The organism is Tsukamurella sp. M9C (assembly GCF_020169415.1).
In the GTDB taxonomy this organism is placed as follows: Bacteria; Actinomycetota; Actinomycetes; order Mycobacteriales; family Mycobacteriaceae; genus Tsukamurella.
On the sequence record NZ_JAIULG010000035.1, the window covers coordinates 32,553 to 48,843 of the forward strand.

Below are 16,291 nucleotides of genomic sequence, written 5' to 3' on the forward strand. Positions count from 1 at the left end.
GTGACCCGAACCGAGCCCCGATTCGCCCCCGGCACCTTCCTGCCGAACCCCGAGGCGGCGCGCCCCACGGCGATGCTCGCCGCGCAGACGCGCATGGAGCTCACGCTCCTGCTGCGCAACGGCGAGCAGCTGCTGCTCACCATGTTCATCCCGATCGCGCTGCTCGTCGGCTTCGCCGTGCTGCCCATCGGCGGCGACGCCACCCGCATCGACTCCCTCGTCCCGGCCGTGATGGCCGTGGCGGTGATGTCGACCGCGTTCACCGGCCAGGCCATCGCCGTGGGCTTCGACCGGCGCTACGGCGCGCTCAAGCGGCTCGGCGCGACGCCGCTGCCGCGGTGGGGCGTCATCGGTGGCAAGACGCTCGCCGTGGTGATCGTGGTGATCCTGCAGGCCGTGATCCTGGGCGGGATCGGCCTCGCGCTGGGCTGGCGCCCGGAGCCCGTCGGGCTGCTGCTGTGGGTGCCGATCCTCGCGCTGGGCGTCTTCGCCTTCGCCTCGCTGGGCCTGCTGCTGGGCGGCACGCTCAAGGCCGAGGTCGTGCTCGCGCTGGCGAACCTGCTGTGGTTCGTCATGGGCGCGATCGCCTCGCTCGTCGTCGTGCGCGAGCACGTCCCGGACGCCGTGCTGCTCCTCGCCCGACTGTCCCCGTCGGGCGCGCTGACCGAGGCGCTGACCCGCGCGGCGACGCTCGGCGCCGTCGACTGGTTCGGCCTGGCGGTGCTCGCCGCGTGGGGCGTCGTCGGCTCCGCTCTGGCCGTCCGCCTGTTCCGCTTCACCGGTTAACCACTACAGGTCGTAGTAGCCGCGCGGCACCCACGTACGATGATCGGCGTGTACCAGCTCTTCCTGCGCCTCGTCGACCGCCTGCCGCTCCCCAGCGTGAAGGCGCAGCAGCGGATCGCGCTCGCCGCTCTGCTCGCCCAGGCGCTGATCGCCGTCACCGGATCGGTGGTGCGCGTGACCGGCTCCGGGCTGGGCTGCCCCACCTGGCCCAAGTGCTTCGACGATTCCCTGCTGCCGATCCCGCAGGACGAGGTCCCGTGGTGGCACCAGGCCATCGAGTTCGGCAACCGGCAGATCGCGGTGTGGATCGTGGTCACCACGTCGATCGCGATCGTGCTGGCCGTGACGAGGGCCCGGCGGCGCCGCGAGATCCTGGTCTACGCGTGGATCCTGCCCTTCTCGACGTTCGCCCAGGGCATCCTCGGCGGCGTCACCGTGCTCACCGGCCTGCGCTGGTGGGTCGTGGGTGCCCACATGCTGGTCTCCTGCGCGATGGTCTGGATCGCCGCGACGCTGTACGCCAAGGTCGGCGAACCCGATGACGGCGTCGAGATCGAGGCGGCACCCGCCGGCGCCCGGCGGCTGGTCGCCGTCTCCGCGGTGGTCATGTCCTTCGTGCTCGCGGCGGGCGTCGTGGTCACGGCCGCCGGCCCGCACGCGGGCGACCGCACCAATCCGAAGGCCATCGACCGCCTCGACGTGTCGATCCCGCTCCTGTCGCTGACCCACGGCCTGCTGGTGGCGGCGTACGTCGCGATCCTGATCTGGGCGGCCGTACTCGTCGTGCGCGGGCCGTCGAGCGAGGCCGTCCGGCGACGCCTGAAGATCGTCTTCGCGGTGGTCGCGGCGCAGTCGCTCATCGGCGTGGTCCAGTACTTCACCGGCGTCCCCGCGCTGCTGGTGGTGCTGCACGTGGCGGGCGCGATGTCGGTGATCACCGAGACCGCGATCCTCTACCGGCTGATGCGGGCGCGGGTGCTGCGCGCCTCCGACGGCACGCCCGATAAGCTGGCGGCATGACTGAGCAGGCCCCCGGCAACGTCGTCTCCCGCCTGAAGCGCTTCGCCGCCCAGCACGACGGGGCGACCGCCGTGCTGCAGAACATGGGCGAGGAGGGCGTGCGCATCACGCTCGTCGGCGGGGACGGGATCATGGGCGACCAGATCGTCGCGAACCCGGCGCAGGCGAAGGACGCGGCCGAGAAGGCCGGCCTCGACACCTCCGACTGGGACCGCGAGCTGGTCAGCAAGGCCACCACGGAGCCCGGCCACCACGAGCGGATGGCCGGCTACCGGGCTTCGTCCCGCTAGCACCCGCGCGATCCGGCCGCCGAGCGCGACTCAGGCGCGCTCGTACTGCGCCAGGATCACGCCGATGTCGAACGCGCGGTGCGAGACGAGCTTCCACTGCTGCGGCGCGAAGCCGCCCGCGAACAACGGGATGCCGTCGCCCGCGGTCACCGGGTAGATCTTCAGCGCCAGCCTGTCGACCTCGGGAGCGAGAGTCGCGGCCAGCTTTCCGCCGCCGCACAGCCAGATGTCGCCGCCGTCCTCCTGCTTGAGCGCCCGCATGTGTGCGACGGGGTCCTCGGCGACCACCTCGACCTCCGGGAAGTCCGCGGCGTCCAGCGACCGCGAGTAGACGATCGTGCGCAGGTGCGCGTACGGGTCGTTCACGCCCATGTCGGTGCCCAGCGCGTACGTCGCGCGCCCCATCACCACGGTGTCCCACTTGGTGAGCGGCGGCGTGATGCCCAGCGCCTCGTGCAGGCCCGTCGGCAGCCCGTCGCCCCACTCCTCGTTCATCTGCCGCGAGTACTCCTCGTCGACGGGGTAGAAGTCGTACTGGCCCTCGGGGCCGGCGATCCGGCCGTCGAGCGAGACGGCGACGTAGTACACGAGTGAACGCAAGCGAGGACTCCTCGATCGACGGGATGAGCGCGGGCCGGATTCTGCAGCCCCGTCGACCCTGCCACACCGCGTGCGGTAGAGATGAGTCATGCGCGCGATCACGGTGACAGAACACGGCGGCCCGGAAGTCCTGACCTACGGCGAGGTTCCGGACCCGGTGCCCGGACCGGGCCAGGTGCTGGTCCGCACGAGCGCCATCGGCGTCAACTTCATCGACACCTACTTCCGCGAGGGCATGTACCCCACCGCGCTGCCGTACGTCCCGGGCAGCGAGGGCTCCGGCACCGTCGTCGCGCTCGGCGAGGGCGTCACGAACCGCGCGGTGGGCGACGTGGTCGCGTGGTGCGACGGGCCCGGCTCCTACGCGGAGCTCGTGACGGTGCCGGCGGAGCGCACCGTCGCGGTGCCCGACGGGGTGGCGCCCGAGGTCGCGGCGTCGGTCCTGCTGCAGGGCATGACGGCCCACTACCTGGCCCACGACTCGCACCCCGTGCAGGCGGGCGACACCGTGCTGGTGCACGCCGGCGCGGGCGGCACCGGCCTGCTCGTGACCCAGATGGCGACGGCGCTGGGCGCCCGCGTGATCACGACGGTGTCGACCGACGAGAAGGAGCGCCTCTCGCGCGAGGCGGGCGCCTGGCAGGTGCTGCGCTACGACGAGGACGTCGCCGCCCGGGTGCGCGAGCTGACGGACGGCGCGGGCGTCGCCGCGGTGTACGACGGCGTGGGCAAGGACACCTTCGAGGCCTCGCTTCTCGCCACGCGACACAAAGGCATCGTCGTGCTGTTCGGCGCCGCGTCGGGCCCCGTGCCGCCCTTCGACCTGCAGCGCCTCAACCCGCTGGGTTCGCTGTTCGTGCAGCGCCCCACCCTGGCGCACCACGTCGCGACGCCGGAGGACTTCGCCCGGCGCAGCGGCGCGGTGCTCGACGGCCTGCGCGACGGCTCGCTGCGGTTCACCGTCGGCGCGACGTACCCGCTGGCGGAGGCCGGACGCGCCCACACGGACCTGCAGGCGCGCCGGACCACGGGCTCGGTGGCGCTACTCCCCTGACAGCGCGGCAGCGGTGAGCGCGGCACCGTCGGCCGGACGCGCGGCGAGCCAGCGGCGGTACCGCCCGAGGGCCCGTCGCACGACGGCGAGGTCGCGGACCAGCGCGAGCGCGGGCAGGACGCCGGGGCGCGGGTCCTTCCCGGCGGCCATGCGCCGCAGCTGGTGGCGGACCTGCGCCATCGAGGCCATGGACGCGAGGGGCTTGTTCTTCCACGTCACGGGCCGCAGGGCGCCGACGGTGCCGTCGCCCGCGCGCCACCGGGCGGGCAGGTCCGGGGTCACGGACAGCGCGGTCCCGATGCCCACGACGGCGACGTTCTCCGCGAGGACGGCCTCGGCGGTCTCGCGACGCGTGATGCCCCCGGTGAGCATGAGCGGGATCTCGCTGGTGACCGCGAGGTCGGCGGCGAGCTCGAGGAAGTAGGCCTCGCGCGCGACGCTGCGGGCGTCGCCGGGGCGGCCGTCGGCCGCGGGGCCGGTCGCGCGGCCGGTCATGGCGGGGCTCTCGTAGCTGCCGCCCGAGATCTCCACGAGGTCGACGCCGAGCGGCGCGAGCATGGCGATCACAGCCTGCGCGTCGGTGGCGTCGAAGCCGCCGCGCTGGAAGTCGGCGGAGTTGAGCTTCACGGCGACGGCGAAGCCCGGCGAGACCTCGGCCCGGATCGCCCGGACGACGTCGAGCAGGAGGCGGGCGCGGTTCTCGAGCGAGCCACCCCACTCATCGGTGCGGGTGTTGACCAGCGGCGAGAGGAACTGGGAGAGCAGGTAGCCGTGCGCGGCGTGCACCTCGACCCCGTCGAATCCGGCCTCTTCCGCGCGACGGGCGGTCGTGGCGAAGCGGGCGACGGTGGCGCGGATCTGCGCCTCGGTCATCGCGGTCGGCGTGGCGAACCGGCTCGAGAGGGCGCTGCCGAGGTCGACGGACTTCGCGGACGGCCCCCAGACGACGCCGGGCATGTCCTTCTGGATCTGCCGGCCCGGGTGGCTGATCTGCATCCAGATGCTCGCCCCGTTCTCCGTGGCGGCCGCGGCCCAGGCCCGGAACGGCGCGAGCGGCGAGCGCGCGTCGAGGACGATCGCGCCGGGCCCGGTGAGCGCCTCGGCGTGGACCATGACGTTGCCGGTGATGAGCAGGCCGGTGCCGCCGGCGCCCCAGCGGCGGTACAGCTCGACGGTGCGCCCGTCGGGCGCCTGCTCCGCGCCCGCGAGGCCCTCCTCCATCGCGGCCTTCGCGATGCGGTTGGGCAGGACGGCGCCGGAGCGGAGCGTGAGCGGGGAGAACAGGTCGGACATCGGGCGCCTTTCGCGACGGTGTAAGCATCGCTCACATCGTGTGAGCGGTGCTTACACTAGATCCACATGTAAGCGGTGTCAACACTGGGGTAGATTGATCAGCATGAGCACCACCTACCACCACGGCGACCTGCCCGGCGCGCTCGTCGGCGCCGCCGTCGAGATCCTCGACGAGGAGGGCGGCGCCACCGACCTGTCGCTGCGCGCCGTCGCCCGCCGGGCGGGGGTCTCGACCGCCGCGCCCTACCGCCACTTCCCCGACCGCGGCGCCCTGATCTCGGCCGTCGCGGCCGTCGGATACCGCGAGCTCGCGGCCGCCCTGACCGCCGCGTCGCCGGCACCGTCGGGCCCGGACGACCTGGCCGACATCGCGATCGCCTACGTCGACTTCGCGCTGCAGCGCACCGGCCTCTTCCGCGCGATGTTCGCCGAGCCCTGCGGCACGGACCCGGACCGCGTCGAGGCGGTGGACCTGATCAAGGCGTACCTGACGGGGCTGATCGGGCAGACCCTGCAGGGCGCCGCGTCGGATTCCGAGGACACCGCGACGGCGGTCTGGGCCCTCGTACACGGGCTGGCGTTCCTGCACCTGGACGGCAAACTCGACGCCTCGTCGCCGGAGGAGGTGCACCGGCGCGTCCGCGCGACGGTGACCGCCGCCCTCGGGATCGCGCAGGCCTGATCGCCGGGCGGCTCAGCGGGAGGCGAACTCCGCCAGGCCCGGGCCGCTCAGCTCGGCGAGGTAGTCGTCGCGCCCGGTGAGCGCCATGACCAGCGCGACGGTGGGCCCGGCGACCTCCGGGCCGTCACCGACGGCGAAGGCGCCGTCGGTCGCGCGCAGCCGCAGGCCGCGGGCCCGGGTCGCCGACGGCAGCATCAGGTCCGAGCCGGCGTAGAACGCCGCGACGCGCTCGAGCACGCCCGCCGGGTATTCGCGCACGATGCCGAGCGGGCGACGGATGTCCTCGCCGTGCACCACGATCTCCCCGAGCATCGCGGCGACGGGGATCGGCGCCTTCGTCCGGCTGGTGCACACGCCGCGGAACTGCCGCAGCGTGTCCGCGGGGGCGTCGCCCAGCCGTTTGGCGAGCCGCTGCGCGACGTTGGCGTCGAAGTCGAAGCGGTTGCGCAGGACGCCCGCGAACCAGACGACGGGATTGTCGGACGCCCCGGCGGTGAGGTGGGCCAGGACCTCGCGGACCGTCAGACCCGCGCAGAGCGACGGGGTGCCCCACCGCTCGTCCGTCAGGGCGCCGAGATCCTCGGCCAGCGCGGCGCGTTCGGCGAAGATCAGCGTCCAGAGGTCGCGGTCGGAGGCGGCCATCAGTGACCGAGCAGCTGCCAGACGGTGCTGTAGTTGAGGATCGAGTCCACCGAGAGCGCGCAGAACAGCACCGCGAGGTAGTTGTTGGACTGCAGGAAGACCTTGAGCGGCTTGATCTCCTGGCCCGCCTTGGTCTGCGAGTACAGCTTGTGGACCGCGTAGAGGAACCAGGCCCCGCACAGCGCCGCGGCGATCGCGTAGACCAGGCCGGCGGCGGGGATCAGCACCAGCGTCGTGATGACGGTGGCCCACGTGTACCAGACCATCTGCCGCGCGACGACGGTCTCCGGCGCGACGACGGGCAGCATCGGGACGCCGGCGGCCTTGTAGTCCTCCTTGTAGCGCATCGCGAGCGCCCAGGTGTGCGGCGGCGTCCAGAAGAAGATCACCAGGAACAGAACGATCGCCGGCCACTCGATGGTGCCGGTCGCGGCAGCCCAGCCGACGAGCGTGGGCATGCAGCCCGCGGCCCCGCCCCAGACCACGTTCTGGGAGGTGCGCCGCTTGAGCAGCATCGTGTACACGAACAGGTAGAACGCGATCGTGACCAGCACCAGCACCGCGGACAGCAGGTTCGCCATCTGCCACAGCCACACGAACGAGGCCGCGGCCAGGACGAGGCCGAAGATCAGCGCGTGCCGGACGGGCACCGCGTGCCGCGCGAGCGGGCGCCGCTCGGTGCGCTTCATCTTCTGATCGATGTCGGCGTCCGCGACCATGTTGAGCGTGTTCGCCGACGCGGCGCCGAGCCAGCCGCCGAACAGCGTCGACAGGATGAGCGGAAGGTTCACGTGGCCGCGGTCGGCCAGCAGCATCACGGGGATGGTGGCGACGAGCAGCAGCTCGATCACCTTCGGCTTGGTCAGCGCGATGTACGCGAGCACCGTCTGCCCGACGCGGCCGGCGAAGGACGCGGGGACCGGCGCGGCCGCCGAGCGAGCGTCTGGGGTGTTCGTCCCGTGCCCGCCCTTGAAAACCATCTGTGCCGCACTCTCTTCTGCCGTGTCCGGACGCGACCGGACGTGACGTTTCTTCCGCGGCCGGGGCTGACCGACCGCGGGCGGTGGGGCAGCTGCCCCGCCGCGGGCCCGCGACCGGCGCCGACCCCATCTACTACGAGCCATGGTAGTCCTCCGACTCCCCGGCGCCGAATCGGGATCGCCGCCGCGAACCGTGGCGGTGGCCACCCGTCGCCCTACCCGGTAGTTTCCGCAGACCGTGCGTCGCCGCCGAGTAGGGTTCACACTTGAGCACGCACGCCCCCACGACCAGGAGAGTCCGCCAGCCGTGACCAGCACCGCCGAGATCCACACCCTCACCACTCCGCATCACCCCGCCGACTGGACCGATCTCGACACGCGCGCGGTGGATACCGCCCGGGTGCTGGCGGCCGACGCGGTGCAGAAGGTCGGCAACGGCCACCCCGGCACCGCGATGAGCCTCGCTCCCCTGGCCTACACGTTGTTCCAGAAGCTCATGGTCCACGACCCGTCGGACACCCACTGGATCGGCCGCGACCGGTTCGTGCTGTCCTGCGGCCACTCGAGCCTCACGCTCTACACCCAGCTGTACCTGGGCGGCTTCGGCCTGGAGCTGGGCGACCTCGAGGCGCTGCGCACCGAGGGCTCGCTGACCCCCGGCCACCCCGAGTACCGGCACACCAAGGGCGTCGAGATCACCACCGGCCCGCTGGGCCAGGGCCTCGCGTCCGCGGTGGGCATGGCGATGGCCTCGCGCTACGAGCGCGGGCTGTTCGACCCGGAGGCCGCGCCGGGGCAGAGCCCGTTCGACCACTTCATCTACGTCATCGCCTCCGACGGCGACATCGAGGAGGGCGTCACCTCCGAGGCGTCCTCGCTCGCCGGCACCCAGCAACTGGGCAACCTCGTCCTCTTCTACGACGACAACAAGATCTCCATCGAGCACAACACCGACATCGCGCTCTCCGAGGACGTGGCGAAGCGGTACGAGGCCTACGGCTGGCACGTGCAGTACGTCGAGGGCGGCGAGAACGTCACGGCGATCGAGGAGGCCACCGCGGCCGCCAAGGCCGTCACCGACAAGCCGTCGATCATCATCGTGCGCACCGTCATCGGCTTCCCCGCCCCGAACAAGATGAACACGGGCGGCGTGCACGGCTCGGCGCTCGGCGGCGACGAGGTGGCCGCGGTCAAGGAGATCCTGGGCTTCGACCCGGCGAAGAGCTTCGACGTGGCCCCCGAGGTCATCGCGCACTCGCGCGAGCTGATCAAGCGCGGCCAGGCCGAGCACGAGGCGTGGAACGTGCGCTTCGACGCCTGGGCCGCCGCCAACCCGGAGCGCAAGGCGCTGCTCGACCGGCTCGAGGCCGGAACCCTGCCCGCGGGCTGGGACGCCGAGCTGCCGACCTGGTCGGTCGACGACAAGGCCATCGCGACCCGCGCCGCGTCCGGCGCCTTCCTCGCGGCCGCCGGCCAGACCCTGCCCGAGCTGTGGGGCGGCTCCGCCGACCTCGCGGGCTCGAACAACACCACGATCAAGGGCGCCGACTCCTTCGGTCCCCCGTCGATCTCGACCGAGGACTGGAACGCGCAGCCCTACGGCCGCACGCTGCACTTCGGCATCCGCGAGCACGCGATGGGCTCGATCCTCAACGGCATCGTGCTGCACGGGAAGACCCGTCCCTACGCCGGCACCTTCCTGCAGTTCGCGGACTACATGCGCCCCGCCGTCCGCCTCGCGGCCCTCATGGACATCGATCCGATCTACGTGTGGACGCACGACTCGGTCGGCCTCGGCGAGGACGGCCCCACGCACCAGCCGGTCGAGCACCTCGCCGCGCTGCGCGCCATCCCGGGCCTGAACGTGGTCCGCCCCGCCGACGCGAACGAGACCGTCGCGGCGTGGAAGGCCACCCTCGAGCGCACCGGCGGCAACGGCCCCACGGGCCTGATCCTCACCCGCCAGGGCGTGCCGATCCTGCCCGGCACGTCCGCCGAGGGCGTCGCGCGGGGCGGTTACGTCCTCAAGGAGGCCGACGGTGCCGCCCCCGACGTGATCATCATCGGGACCGGGTCCGAGGTGCAGCTGGCCCTGCAGGCCGCCGACCTGCTCGCGGCGAAGGGCATCAAGGCGCGCGTCGTCTCCATGCCGTCGGTCGAGTGGTTCCACGCCCAGGACCAGGCGTACCAGGACAGCGTCCTGCCGCCGTCGGTCAAGGCGCGCGTCGCCGTCGAGGCCGGCATCGCCCAGTCCTGGTGGCGCATCGTCGGCGGCTTCGGCGAGGTCGTCTCGCTCGAGCACTTCGGCGAGTCCGCCTCCGACAAGGTCCTGTTCGCTAAGTACGGATTCACCGGCGAGAACGTGGCCCAGAAGGCCGAGCAGTCCCTCGCCAACCTGAAGGGATAACCACACCATGGCTCAGAACCCGAATCTCGCCGCCCTGTACGAGGCCGGCGTCTCCGTCTGGCTCGACGACCTCTCGCGCGGCCTGATCCAGTCCGGCAAGCTCGCGGAGCTCCCGGAGACGGACTCCGTCACCGGCGTCACCACGAACCCGGCGATCTTCCAGGCGGCGCTGTCCAAGGGCACCGAGTACGCGGCGCAGGTCGCCGAGCTCGCCGCCCGCGGCGCCGGGGTGGACGAGACGATCCGCACCGTCACCACCGACGACGTGCGCGCGGCGTGCGACGTGCTCGCCCCCGTCTTCGAGAAGACCGGCGGCGTCGACGGCCGGGTCTCGATCGAGGTCGACCCGCGCCTCGCGCACGACACCGAGGGCACCGTCGCCCAGGCGATCGAGCTGCACAAGATCGTCGACCGGCCGAACGTGCTCATCAAGATCCCCGCGACGCTCGCCGGCCTGCCCGCGATCGCCCGCGTGATCGCCGAGGGCATCTCGGTGAACGTGACGCTGATCTTCTCGGTGGAGCGCCACCGCCAGGTCATGGACGCCTACCTCGACGGCATCGAGGCGGCGGCCGCGGCCGGCCGGAACGTGGCCGACATCTACTCGGTCGCCTCGTTCTTCGTCTCCCGCGTGGACACCGAGATCGACAAGCGGCTCGACGCGATCGGCACCGACGCGGCGCTCGCGCTGCGCGGCAAGGCCGGCCTCGCCAACGCGCGCCTGGCCTACGCCGCGTACGAGGAGATCTTCGGCGCGGCCCGGTTCGCCGCGATCGAGGGCGCGAACGTGCAGCGCCCGCTGTGGGCGTCGACGGGCGTGAAGAACCCGGCGTACAAGGACACCCTGTACGTCGCGGAGCTGATCGCCCCGAACACCGTCAACACCATGCCCGGCGCCACGATGGCGGCCTTCGCCGACCACGGCACGGTCACCGACGGCACGATCATCGGCCGCGCGGAGGAGTCGGCGCAGGTCTTCTCCGACCTGCAGGGCGCGGGCGTCGACCTGTCGGCCGTCTTCGAGCTCCTCGAGACCGAGGGCGTGGAGAAGTTCGAGCAGGCCTGGCAGCAGCTGCTCGACGCGACCGCCGAGCAGCTCAAGACCGGGGCCTAACACCCGGTGACCTGGACCAAGCGCGCTGCCGCGACCTCGGATCGAAACCGGACGGGTGGGGCCCGATGATGCCCGGCAATCCCCTGAGGGACCCGAAGGACCGTCGCCTGCCGAGGATCGCGGGGCCCTCGTCCCTGGTGATCTTCGGCGTCACCGGCGACCTGTCGCGGCGCAAGCTGATGCCCGCCGTATACGACCTCGCGAACCGCGGGCTGCTCCCGCCCGGCTTCTCGCTGGTGGGCTTCGGCCGCCGCCCGTGGACCGACGAGGACTTCGCGGCGACGGTCCGGGAGGCAGCGAAGGCCCACTCGCGCACCGAGTTCCGCGACGACGTCTGGGAGCGCCTGGCCGAGGGCATCCGGTTCGTCCAGGGCGCCTTCGACGACGACGACTCGTTCGACCGACTCTCGGCGGCGCTGGCCGACCTGGACGCCGAACGGGGCACGGGCGGCAACACCGCCTTCTACCTCTCCATCCCCCCGGACGCCTTCCCCACGGTGTGCGAGCAGCTCAAGCGCTCGGGCCTGGCGGACCAGTCCGAGGGCTGGCGGCGCGTGGTGATCGAGAAGCCCTTCGGGCACGACCTCGAGTCCGCGCAGAAGCTCAACGCCGTGGTCAACGACGTCTTCGCCGAACAGTCGGTCTTCCGGATCGATCACTACCTCGGAAAGGAGACGGTGCAGAACATCCTGGCTCTGCGCTTCGCGAACCAGCTGTTCGAGCCGACATGGAACAGCCACTACGTGGACAGCGTCCAGATCACCATGGCCGAGGACATCGGCCTCGGCGGCCGCGCCGGCTACTACGACGGCATCGGCGCCGCCCGCGACGTGATCCAGAACCACCTCCTGCAGCTGATGGCGCTCATCGCGATGGAGGAGCCCACCAGCTTCCACCCGGCGGAGCTGCAGGCCGAGAAGATCAAGGTGCTCTCGGCCACCTCCCCCGTGGAGCCGCTCGCGGAGACCTCCGCGCGCGGCCAGTACGGCCCGGGCTGGCAGGGCAGCGAGAAGGTCGTGGGCCTGCTCCAGGAGGAGGGCTTCAGCGAGACCTCCACCACGGAGACCTACGCCGCGATCACCGTCGAGATCGCCTCCCGGCGGTGGGCGGGCGTGCCCTTCTACCTGCGCACCGGCAAGCGACTGGGGCGCCGCGTCACGGAGATCGCGCTGATGTTCAAGCGCGCGCCGCACCTGCCCTTCGACGACACCATGACCGAGGAGCTGGGCCAGAACGCGCTCGTCATCCGCGTGCAGCCCGACGAGGGCGTGACCCTCCGGTTCGGTTCCAAGGTGCCGGGCAGTTCCATGGAGGTCCGCGACGTCAACATGGACTTCAGCTACGGCGAGGCCTTCACGGTGAGCTCCCCCGAGGCCTACGAGCGGCTGATCCTCGACGTGCTGCTCGGCGAGCCCTCGCTGTTCCCGGTGAACGCCGAGGTCGAGCTGTCGTGGAAGATCCTCGACCCGGTGCTCGCGCTGTGGGCCGAGGGCGGCCGGCCCGAGGAGTACGAGTCCGGGACGTGGGGCCCGGCGTCGGCCGACGCGATGCTCGACCGGACCGGAAGGACGTGGCGGCGCCCATGATTCTCGATCTGCCGGACACCTCCACCCAGGACGTCTCGAAGAAGCTCGTGCGCCTGCGCGAATCGGGCGGCGCGGTCACCCTGGGCCGCGTGCTCACGCTCATCATCTCCGCCGAGGAGGGCGAGCCCACCGAGAGCGCCATCGAGGCCACCAACGCCGCATCGCGCGAGCATCCGTGCCGCGTGATCGTCGTGGCCCGCGGTCCGCGCGCGGAGCGGACCCGGCTCGACGCGCAGATCCGCGTCGGCGGCGACGCCGGCGCGTCGGAGGTCGTGGTGCTGCGCCTGTTCGGCGAGCTGGCCGACCACGGCGCCTCGGTCATCGTGCCCTTCCTACTCCCGGACACGCCCGTCGTCGCCTGGTGGCCCGGCGCCGCGCCCGCGGTGCCCTCCGCCGACAAGGTGGGCGCGCTCGCGACCCGCCGCATCACCGATGCCACCGCGTCCGACGATTCCGTCGCCGTGCTCGCGCGGCGCCGCGACGGCTTCGCGCCGGGCGATTCGGACCTCGCGTGGTCGCGGATCACCCCGTGGCGTGCGCTCCTGGCATCGGCGTTGGACCAGCCGCCGTTCGAGCCGATCACGTCCGCGGTGGTGACGGGACCGTCGAACAGCCCCGGCATCGACCTGCTCGCGGGCTGGCTGCGGGCGCAGCTCGGCGTGCCCGTGCGGCGCCGGGCCGGCAGCTTCGAAGTGCAGCTCGACCGCGCGAGCGGGCCGCTGCGCCTGGAGTTCGACCAGAACTCCACCGCCGTCCTCGTACGGCCGGGCCAGCCCGACGGACGCGTCGCGATCCGCCGACGCGACGTGGCGGACTGCCTCGCGGAGGAACTGCGCCGCCTCGACGACGACGACATCTACTACACGGCGTTGGGCGGCGTGTCCGACGTGGATCGATCGGAGATGCCCTGATGACCGAGCCCACCGTCCGCACGTTCGACGATGCCGACGCTCTCGTCGCGGCCGCCGCCGACGACCTGGTTGCGGTGATCGAGCAGGCGCAGGCCGAGCGGGGCTTCGCCTCGATCGTGCTGACCGGCGGCACCAACGGCAACGCGCTGTCGGCGGCGCTGCGGGAGCGGGTGATCGACTGGTCGCGGATCGACGTCTTCTTCGGCGACGAGCGCTTCGTCGCGGGCGACGACCCCGACCGCAACGTGCTGCAGGCCGAGGACACGCTCCTCGCGCACGTGCCGATCCCCGACGCGAACGTCTACCGCTTCCCTGCATCGGACGAGTTCAGCGGCGACGGCGAGCTCGCCGCCCGCGTCTACGCGAAGCGCCTGGCCGACAACGCCGCCGCCCGCGGCAACGCCGTCACGGCGGGTGAGGGCACCGTGCCCCGCTTCGACGTGCACCTGCTCGGCATGGGCGGCGAGGGCCACATCAACTCGCTCTTCCCCGACACCGACGCGGTCCGCGAGACGGACGCCGTCGTGGTGTCGGTGCGCGACTCCCCCAAGCCGCCGCCGCGGCGCCTCACGCTGACGCTGCCGGCGGTCGCCGCCGCGCGCCGCGTGTGGCTGCTCGTCTCGGGCGCCGAGAAAGCCGAGGCCGTGGCCGCCGGGGTCGGCGGGGCGTCGCCCGAGGACTGGCCCTGCGCCGGCGCACACGGCTCCGAGGAGACCGTCTGGTACCTCGACGGTGCCGCCGCGTCCCGGCTCGGCTAGGACTGCTCCAGCACGATCGTCGGCACGCCCAGTGCGGGGTCCTTGACCGTCGCGACTCGTGTACCCGGCTTCGCGCCGCGCCGCACGTCGCTCACGGTGACCCCCTGCTCGGTCAGGCGGGCGTGCGTCGCATCAGCGTCGACGGTGCGCCAGGCGAGTCCCCACAGCGCGTCCGGGCCGGCGGGGTCGACGCCCTCTCCCTCCTGCAGGACCACCTCGACGAGCAGGTCGCCGCGGCGGAGGAACAGCTGGTGCACGCCCCACGACTGCACCCGGTCCAGGCGCAGGTCGAAGTCGAGCCGGCCGCACAGGGTGGCGATGATGCGGTCGCGGTTCGGCGAGGTGAGCACGACGTGGTCGACGCCGGTGATCTCCGCGCCGGGCGCGGCGCCGGGCACCGTCGGGCCGGCGTAACCGAGGGCGAGTCCGTCTGCGGGTCCGGCGAATCCGGTGCCGACATCCGTCAGGGGCAGTCCTCGTCGTTCGGCGAGCTTCGCGGCCATGGCGGCGTCGTCCGCCGCGACGAGGAGCCCCGAGGCGCCCGCCCACGACGGTGCGCCGACAGCGACGTCGATGGCGCCCGCGGTGTGGATCTCGGCCGGATCGGCGCCGAGGAGCCGCGCGTGGGCTGCCCGCGCCTCGGCCGGGACGTCGAGGATGACCAGGTCACGTGCAGCTGCGGAAGTCACCCCGTCATCCTGCCGCATGGGATTCACGCGGGCTGCGTGCCGGTCCAGGTGGTCCACCCGTCACCCATGGCCTTGATCCCGCTGGTGCCCGCCGACACGGCGACCTCACCGACCGAGGAGATCGGGCTGTTTCCCGCGAGAAGGAACGCTGTCTGGACGACTACACCGTCGTCGACGGCGCGCGTCGTCGCCGCGGCAACGTTGTCGATGCCGGTGCTCGTGCGGCGCAGCGCCCGCGCGGCCGTGCCGAGGGCGGCGAACTTGTCCGCGAGCCCCTCGAGCTTGGTGGTGAGCTTCCGAAGCACTCCGGCGAAGCGCTGGGCCAACGCTGCTCCGCGCAGCAGGATCGTGTTCGTTGCCGCGACCACGGAGGCACCGCCCGTGGGAATCGATGTCGCCGTGGCGGCCGCGTAGCTCGCCGCGGCCCACACGGCGAGGGATGCGAGCTCGTCGCGGATGAAGTTGCGAACCTCGACGACGAGGGCTCCCGCGATGCTCAAGCCGGTCGCGGTGGATCTCGCCGCGGTGCCGAGGGCTTCGCTGTGCTCGGCGAGAGCGGTCGTGGCCGTGCGATACGCATCAGCATCGACGCCCGACCACCCGGACGACGTGGCGGACGAGGCCGTCCGCACGGCGTCGGCCACAGCCGCGAGAGGAGTGGCGACCTTCTCGGTCCAGATTTCGCTCAGGTCCTCGATCTTGTCCGGATTTCCGGACACGGCGTCCAGAGAGGACTTCAGCGCCGGGATCGCCTCGATGACCCAGCCCACGCCGGAGGCGAAGAAGGTGCCGATCGGATCCTGCACCGCGCTGCTCACTTCGGAGCCGATGCTCACGACCGCGGCGAGCAGCCCCATCGCGCTCTGATCCTCGACCACGGCCTCCGCGGCGTCGACCACGGCTTCGGCGAGCGGTACACCGGCGACGGCGTCGCCGACGGTGCCGATCACGCCGTCGCCGCTCATCTTCGCCCGGTTTCCGTCAACGCGGTGGCGCCGCCCTGATCCGTCTCCTGGTTCACCGTGATGTTCCGCCGGAACTCGGTACGGTGCGTCTCGAGTTCGCCGCTATGCGTGGAGACCGATTCCGTGAGGTCGTCGAGAGCGGAGTTCACCCGGGTGGCCAGCCACCCGAAGAGGGCGCCGTAGTCACCGTCGCCCACACGGTTCGACGACGACGTCGTCCCGGCCGTACTCACGGTCGTCGCGATCGTCGTGAGCGCCTGCTCATGAGCGACAGCGGTGGCCGGCGTGATCACACAGTCCGTCACCGGTCCACCTCCCCCGTGTACTGATCCCAGAAGTCGAGCCCCGGATAGAACTCGGTGGCGATCGAGTGGACCTCCCTGGCCGCTGCCTTCTCGGCCAGGGAGGCCGCCGTCATGATCTCCGCGCTCAGAGCCTCCCCCGAGTACTCCATCGCGCGTCCCGCGATCACCACCCCCGTGAGTCGTCCCCCCATCCCGACGGTGACCCGCAC

The 16,291-nt window shown here is 72.1% G+C and carries 18 protein-coding genes; 10 read left to right on the forward strand and 8 right to left on the reverse strand.

Going from position 1 to position 16,291, the window contains the following annotated elements:
• Genes LB823_RS16270 through LB823_RS16280 form a run of 3 tightly spaced genes read left to right on the forward strand, consistent with a single transcriptional unit; the run spans nt 1 to nt 2,096 of the window.
• A complete protein-coding gene (locus tag LB823_RS16270) occupies nt 1-786 on the forward strand; it encodes an ABC transporter permease (RefSeq protein WP_224648652.1) in 786 nt (261 codons plus the stop codon).
• 39 nt (nt 787-825) lie between these two features.
• Nucleotides 826-1,806, forward strand: coding sequence for a heme A synthase (locus tag LB823_RS16275; protein WP_224648655.1), 981 nt, complete (start codon nt 826-828; stop codon nt 1,804-1,806).
• The gene (locus tag LB823_RS16280; protein WP_224648657.1) at nt 1,803-2,096 is read left to right on the forward strand and encodes a hypothetical protein; all 294 of its coding nucleotides are present in this window, start codon (nt 1,803-1,805) and stop codon (nt 2,094-2,096) included. The genes LB823_RS16275 and LB823_RS16280 overlap by 4 nt, the downstream gene beginning before the upstream one ends.
• Nucleotides 2,097-2,126: 30 nt before the next feature.
• On the opposite strand, the gene LB823_RS16285 is transcribed toward LB823_RS16280, so the two are convergent.
• Nucleotides 2,127-2,696 carry a dihydrofolate reductase family protein gene (locus LB823_RS16285; protein ID WP_224648669.1) on the reverse strand — a complete coding sequence of 190 codons (570 nt, stop codon included), beginning with the start codon at nt 2,694-2,696 and terminating at the stop codon, nt 2,127-2,129.
• Between the two features lie 88 nt (nt 2,697-2,784).
• On the opposite strand from LB823_RS16285, the gene LB823_RS16290 reads away from it, so the two are divergent.
• Nucleotides 2,785-3,750, forward strand: coding sequence for a quinone oxidoreductase (locus LB823_RS16290; RefSeq protein WP_224648671.1), 966 nt, complete (start codon nt 2,785-2,787; stop codon nt 3,748-3,750).
• Here LB823_RS16290 and LB823_RS16295 read toward each other — a convergent pair.
• Nucleotides 3,739-5,043: an NADH:flavin oxidoreductase/NADH oxidase family protein gene (locus LB823_RS16295; protein WP_224648673.1), complete on the reverse strand. Its 1,305-nt coding sequence runs from the start codon at nt 5,041-5,043 to the stop codon at nt 3,739-3,741. The two genes, LB823_RS16290 and LB823_RS16295, sit on opposite strands and share 12 nt — an antisense overlap.
• A 103-nt stretch (nt 5,044-5,146) precedes the next feature.
• Between LB823_RS16295 and LB823_RS16300 the strand changes: the two genes are divergently transcribed.
• Entirely contained in the window at nt 5,147-5,725 is a 579-nt protein-coding gene (locus LB823_RS16300; protein ID WP_224648675.1) for a TetR/AcrR family transcriptional regulator, read from the forward strand.
• A 12-nt stretch (nt 5,726-5,737) separates the two neighbouring features.
• Here the strand turns inward: LB823_RS16300 and LB823_RS16305 are convergent, their stop codons facing one another.
• Together LB823_RS16305 and LB823_RS16310 are read right to left on the reverse strand one after the other, a co-directional pair.
• A complete protein-coding gene (locus LB823_RS16305) occupies nt 5,738-6,367 on the reverse strand; it encodes a maleylpyruvate isomerase family mycothiol-dependent enzyme (RefSeq protein WP_224648677.1) in 630 nt (209 codons plus the stop codon).
• The gene (locus LB823_RS16310; protein WP_224648679.1) at nt 6,367-7,347 is read right to left on the reverse strand and encodes a heme o synthase; all 981 of its coding nucleotides are present in this window, start codon (nt 7,345-7,347) and stop codon (nt 6,367-6,369) included. Before LB823_RS16310 ends, LB823_RS16305 begins: the two co-directional genes overlap by 1 nt.
• 307 nt (nt 7,348-7,654) lie before the next feature.
• Here LB823_RS16310 and tkt point away from each other — a divergent pair, with 307 nt between their 5' ends.
• The 5 genes from tkt to pgl all read left to right on the forward strand — a co-directional run bounded on the left by tkt (nt 7,655) and on the right by pgl (nt 14,123).
• Nucleotides 7,655-9,754 carry a transketolase gene (gene tkt, locus LB823_RS16315; RefSeq protein WP_224648681.1) on the forward strand — a complete coding sequence of 700 codons (2,100 nt, stop codon included), beginning with the start codon at nt 7,655-7,657 and terminating at the stop codon, nt 9,752-9,754.
• 7 nt (nt 9,755-9,761) lie between these two features.
• Nucleotides 9,762-10,868, forward strand: coding sequence for a transaldolase (gene tal / locus LB823_RS16320; RefSeq protein ID WP_224648683.1), 1,107 nt, complete (start codon nt 9,762-9,764; stop codon nt 10,866-10,868).
• Nucleotides 10,869-10,933: 65 nt separating this feature from the next.
• The gene (gene zwf, locus LB823_RS16325; RefSeq protein WP_224648685.1) at nt 10,934-12,454 is read left to right on the forward strand and encodes a glucose-6-phosphate dehydrogenase; all 1,521 of its coding nucleotides are present in this window, start codon (nt 10,934-10,936) and stop codon (nt 12,452-12,454) included.
• On the forward strand, nt 12,451-13,365 hold the full coding sequence (opcA, locus tag LB823_RS16330) for a glucose-6-phosphate dehydrogenase assembly protein OpcA (RefSeq protein ID WP_224648698.1): 915 nt from the start codon (nt 12,451-12,453) through the stop codon (nt 13,363-13,365). Before zwf ends, opcA begins: the two co-directional genes overlap by 4 nt.
• The gene (gene pgl, locus LB823_RS16335) at nt 13,365-14,123 is read left to right on the forward strand and encodes a 6-phosphogluconolactonase (RefSeq protein WP_224648701.1); all 759 of its coding nucleotides are present in this window, start codon (nt 13,365-13,367) and stop codon (nt 14,121-14,123) included. Before opcA ends, pgl begins: the two co-directional genes overlap by 1 nt.
• Here pgl and LB823_RS16340 read toward each other — a convergent pair.
• The 4 genes from LB823_RS16340 to LB823_RS16355 form a co-directional block, all read right to left on the reverse strand.
• A complete protein-coding gene (locus LB823_RS16340; RefSeq protein WP_224648703.1) occupies nt 14,120-14,812 on the reverse strand; it encodes a VOC family protein in 693 nt (230 codons plus the stop codon). The two genes, pgl and LB823_RS16340, sit on opposite strands and share 4 nt — an antisense overlap.
• Before the next feature lie 23 nt (nt 14,813-14,835).
• Nucleotides 14,836-15,777: a hypothetical protein gene (locus tag LB823_RS16345; protein ID WP_224648705.1), complete on the reverse strand. Its 942-nt coding sequence runs from the start codon at nt 15,775-15,777 to the stop codon at nt 14,836-14,838.
• The gene (locus tag LB823_RS16350; protein ID WP_224648707.1) at nt 15,774-16,082 is read right to left on the reverse strand and encodes a hypothetical protein; all 309 of its coding nucleotides are present in this window, start codon (nt 16,080-16,082) and stop codon (nt 15,774-15,776) included. The genes LB823_RS16345 and LB823_RS16350 overlap by 4 nt, the downstream gene beginning before the upstream one ends.
• Nucleotides 16,079-16,291 (reverse strand): hypothetical protein (locus tag LB823_RS16355; RefSeq protein WP_224648709.1); only part of this gene is annotated, 213 nt, incomplete at its 5' end. The genes LB823_RS16355 and LB823_RS16350, both read right to left, overlap by 4 nt.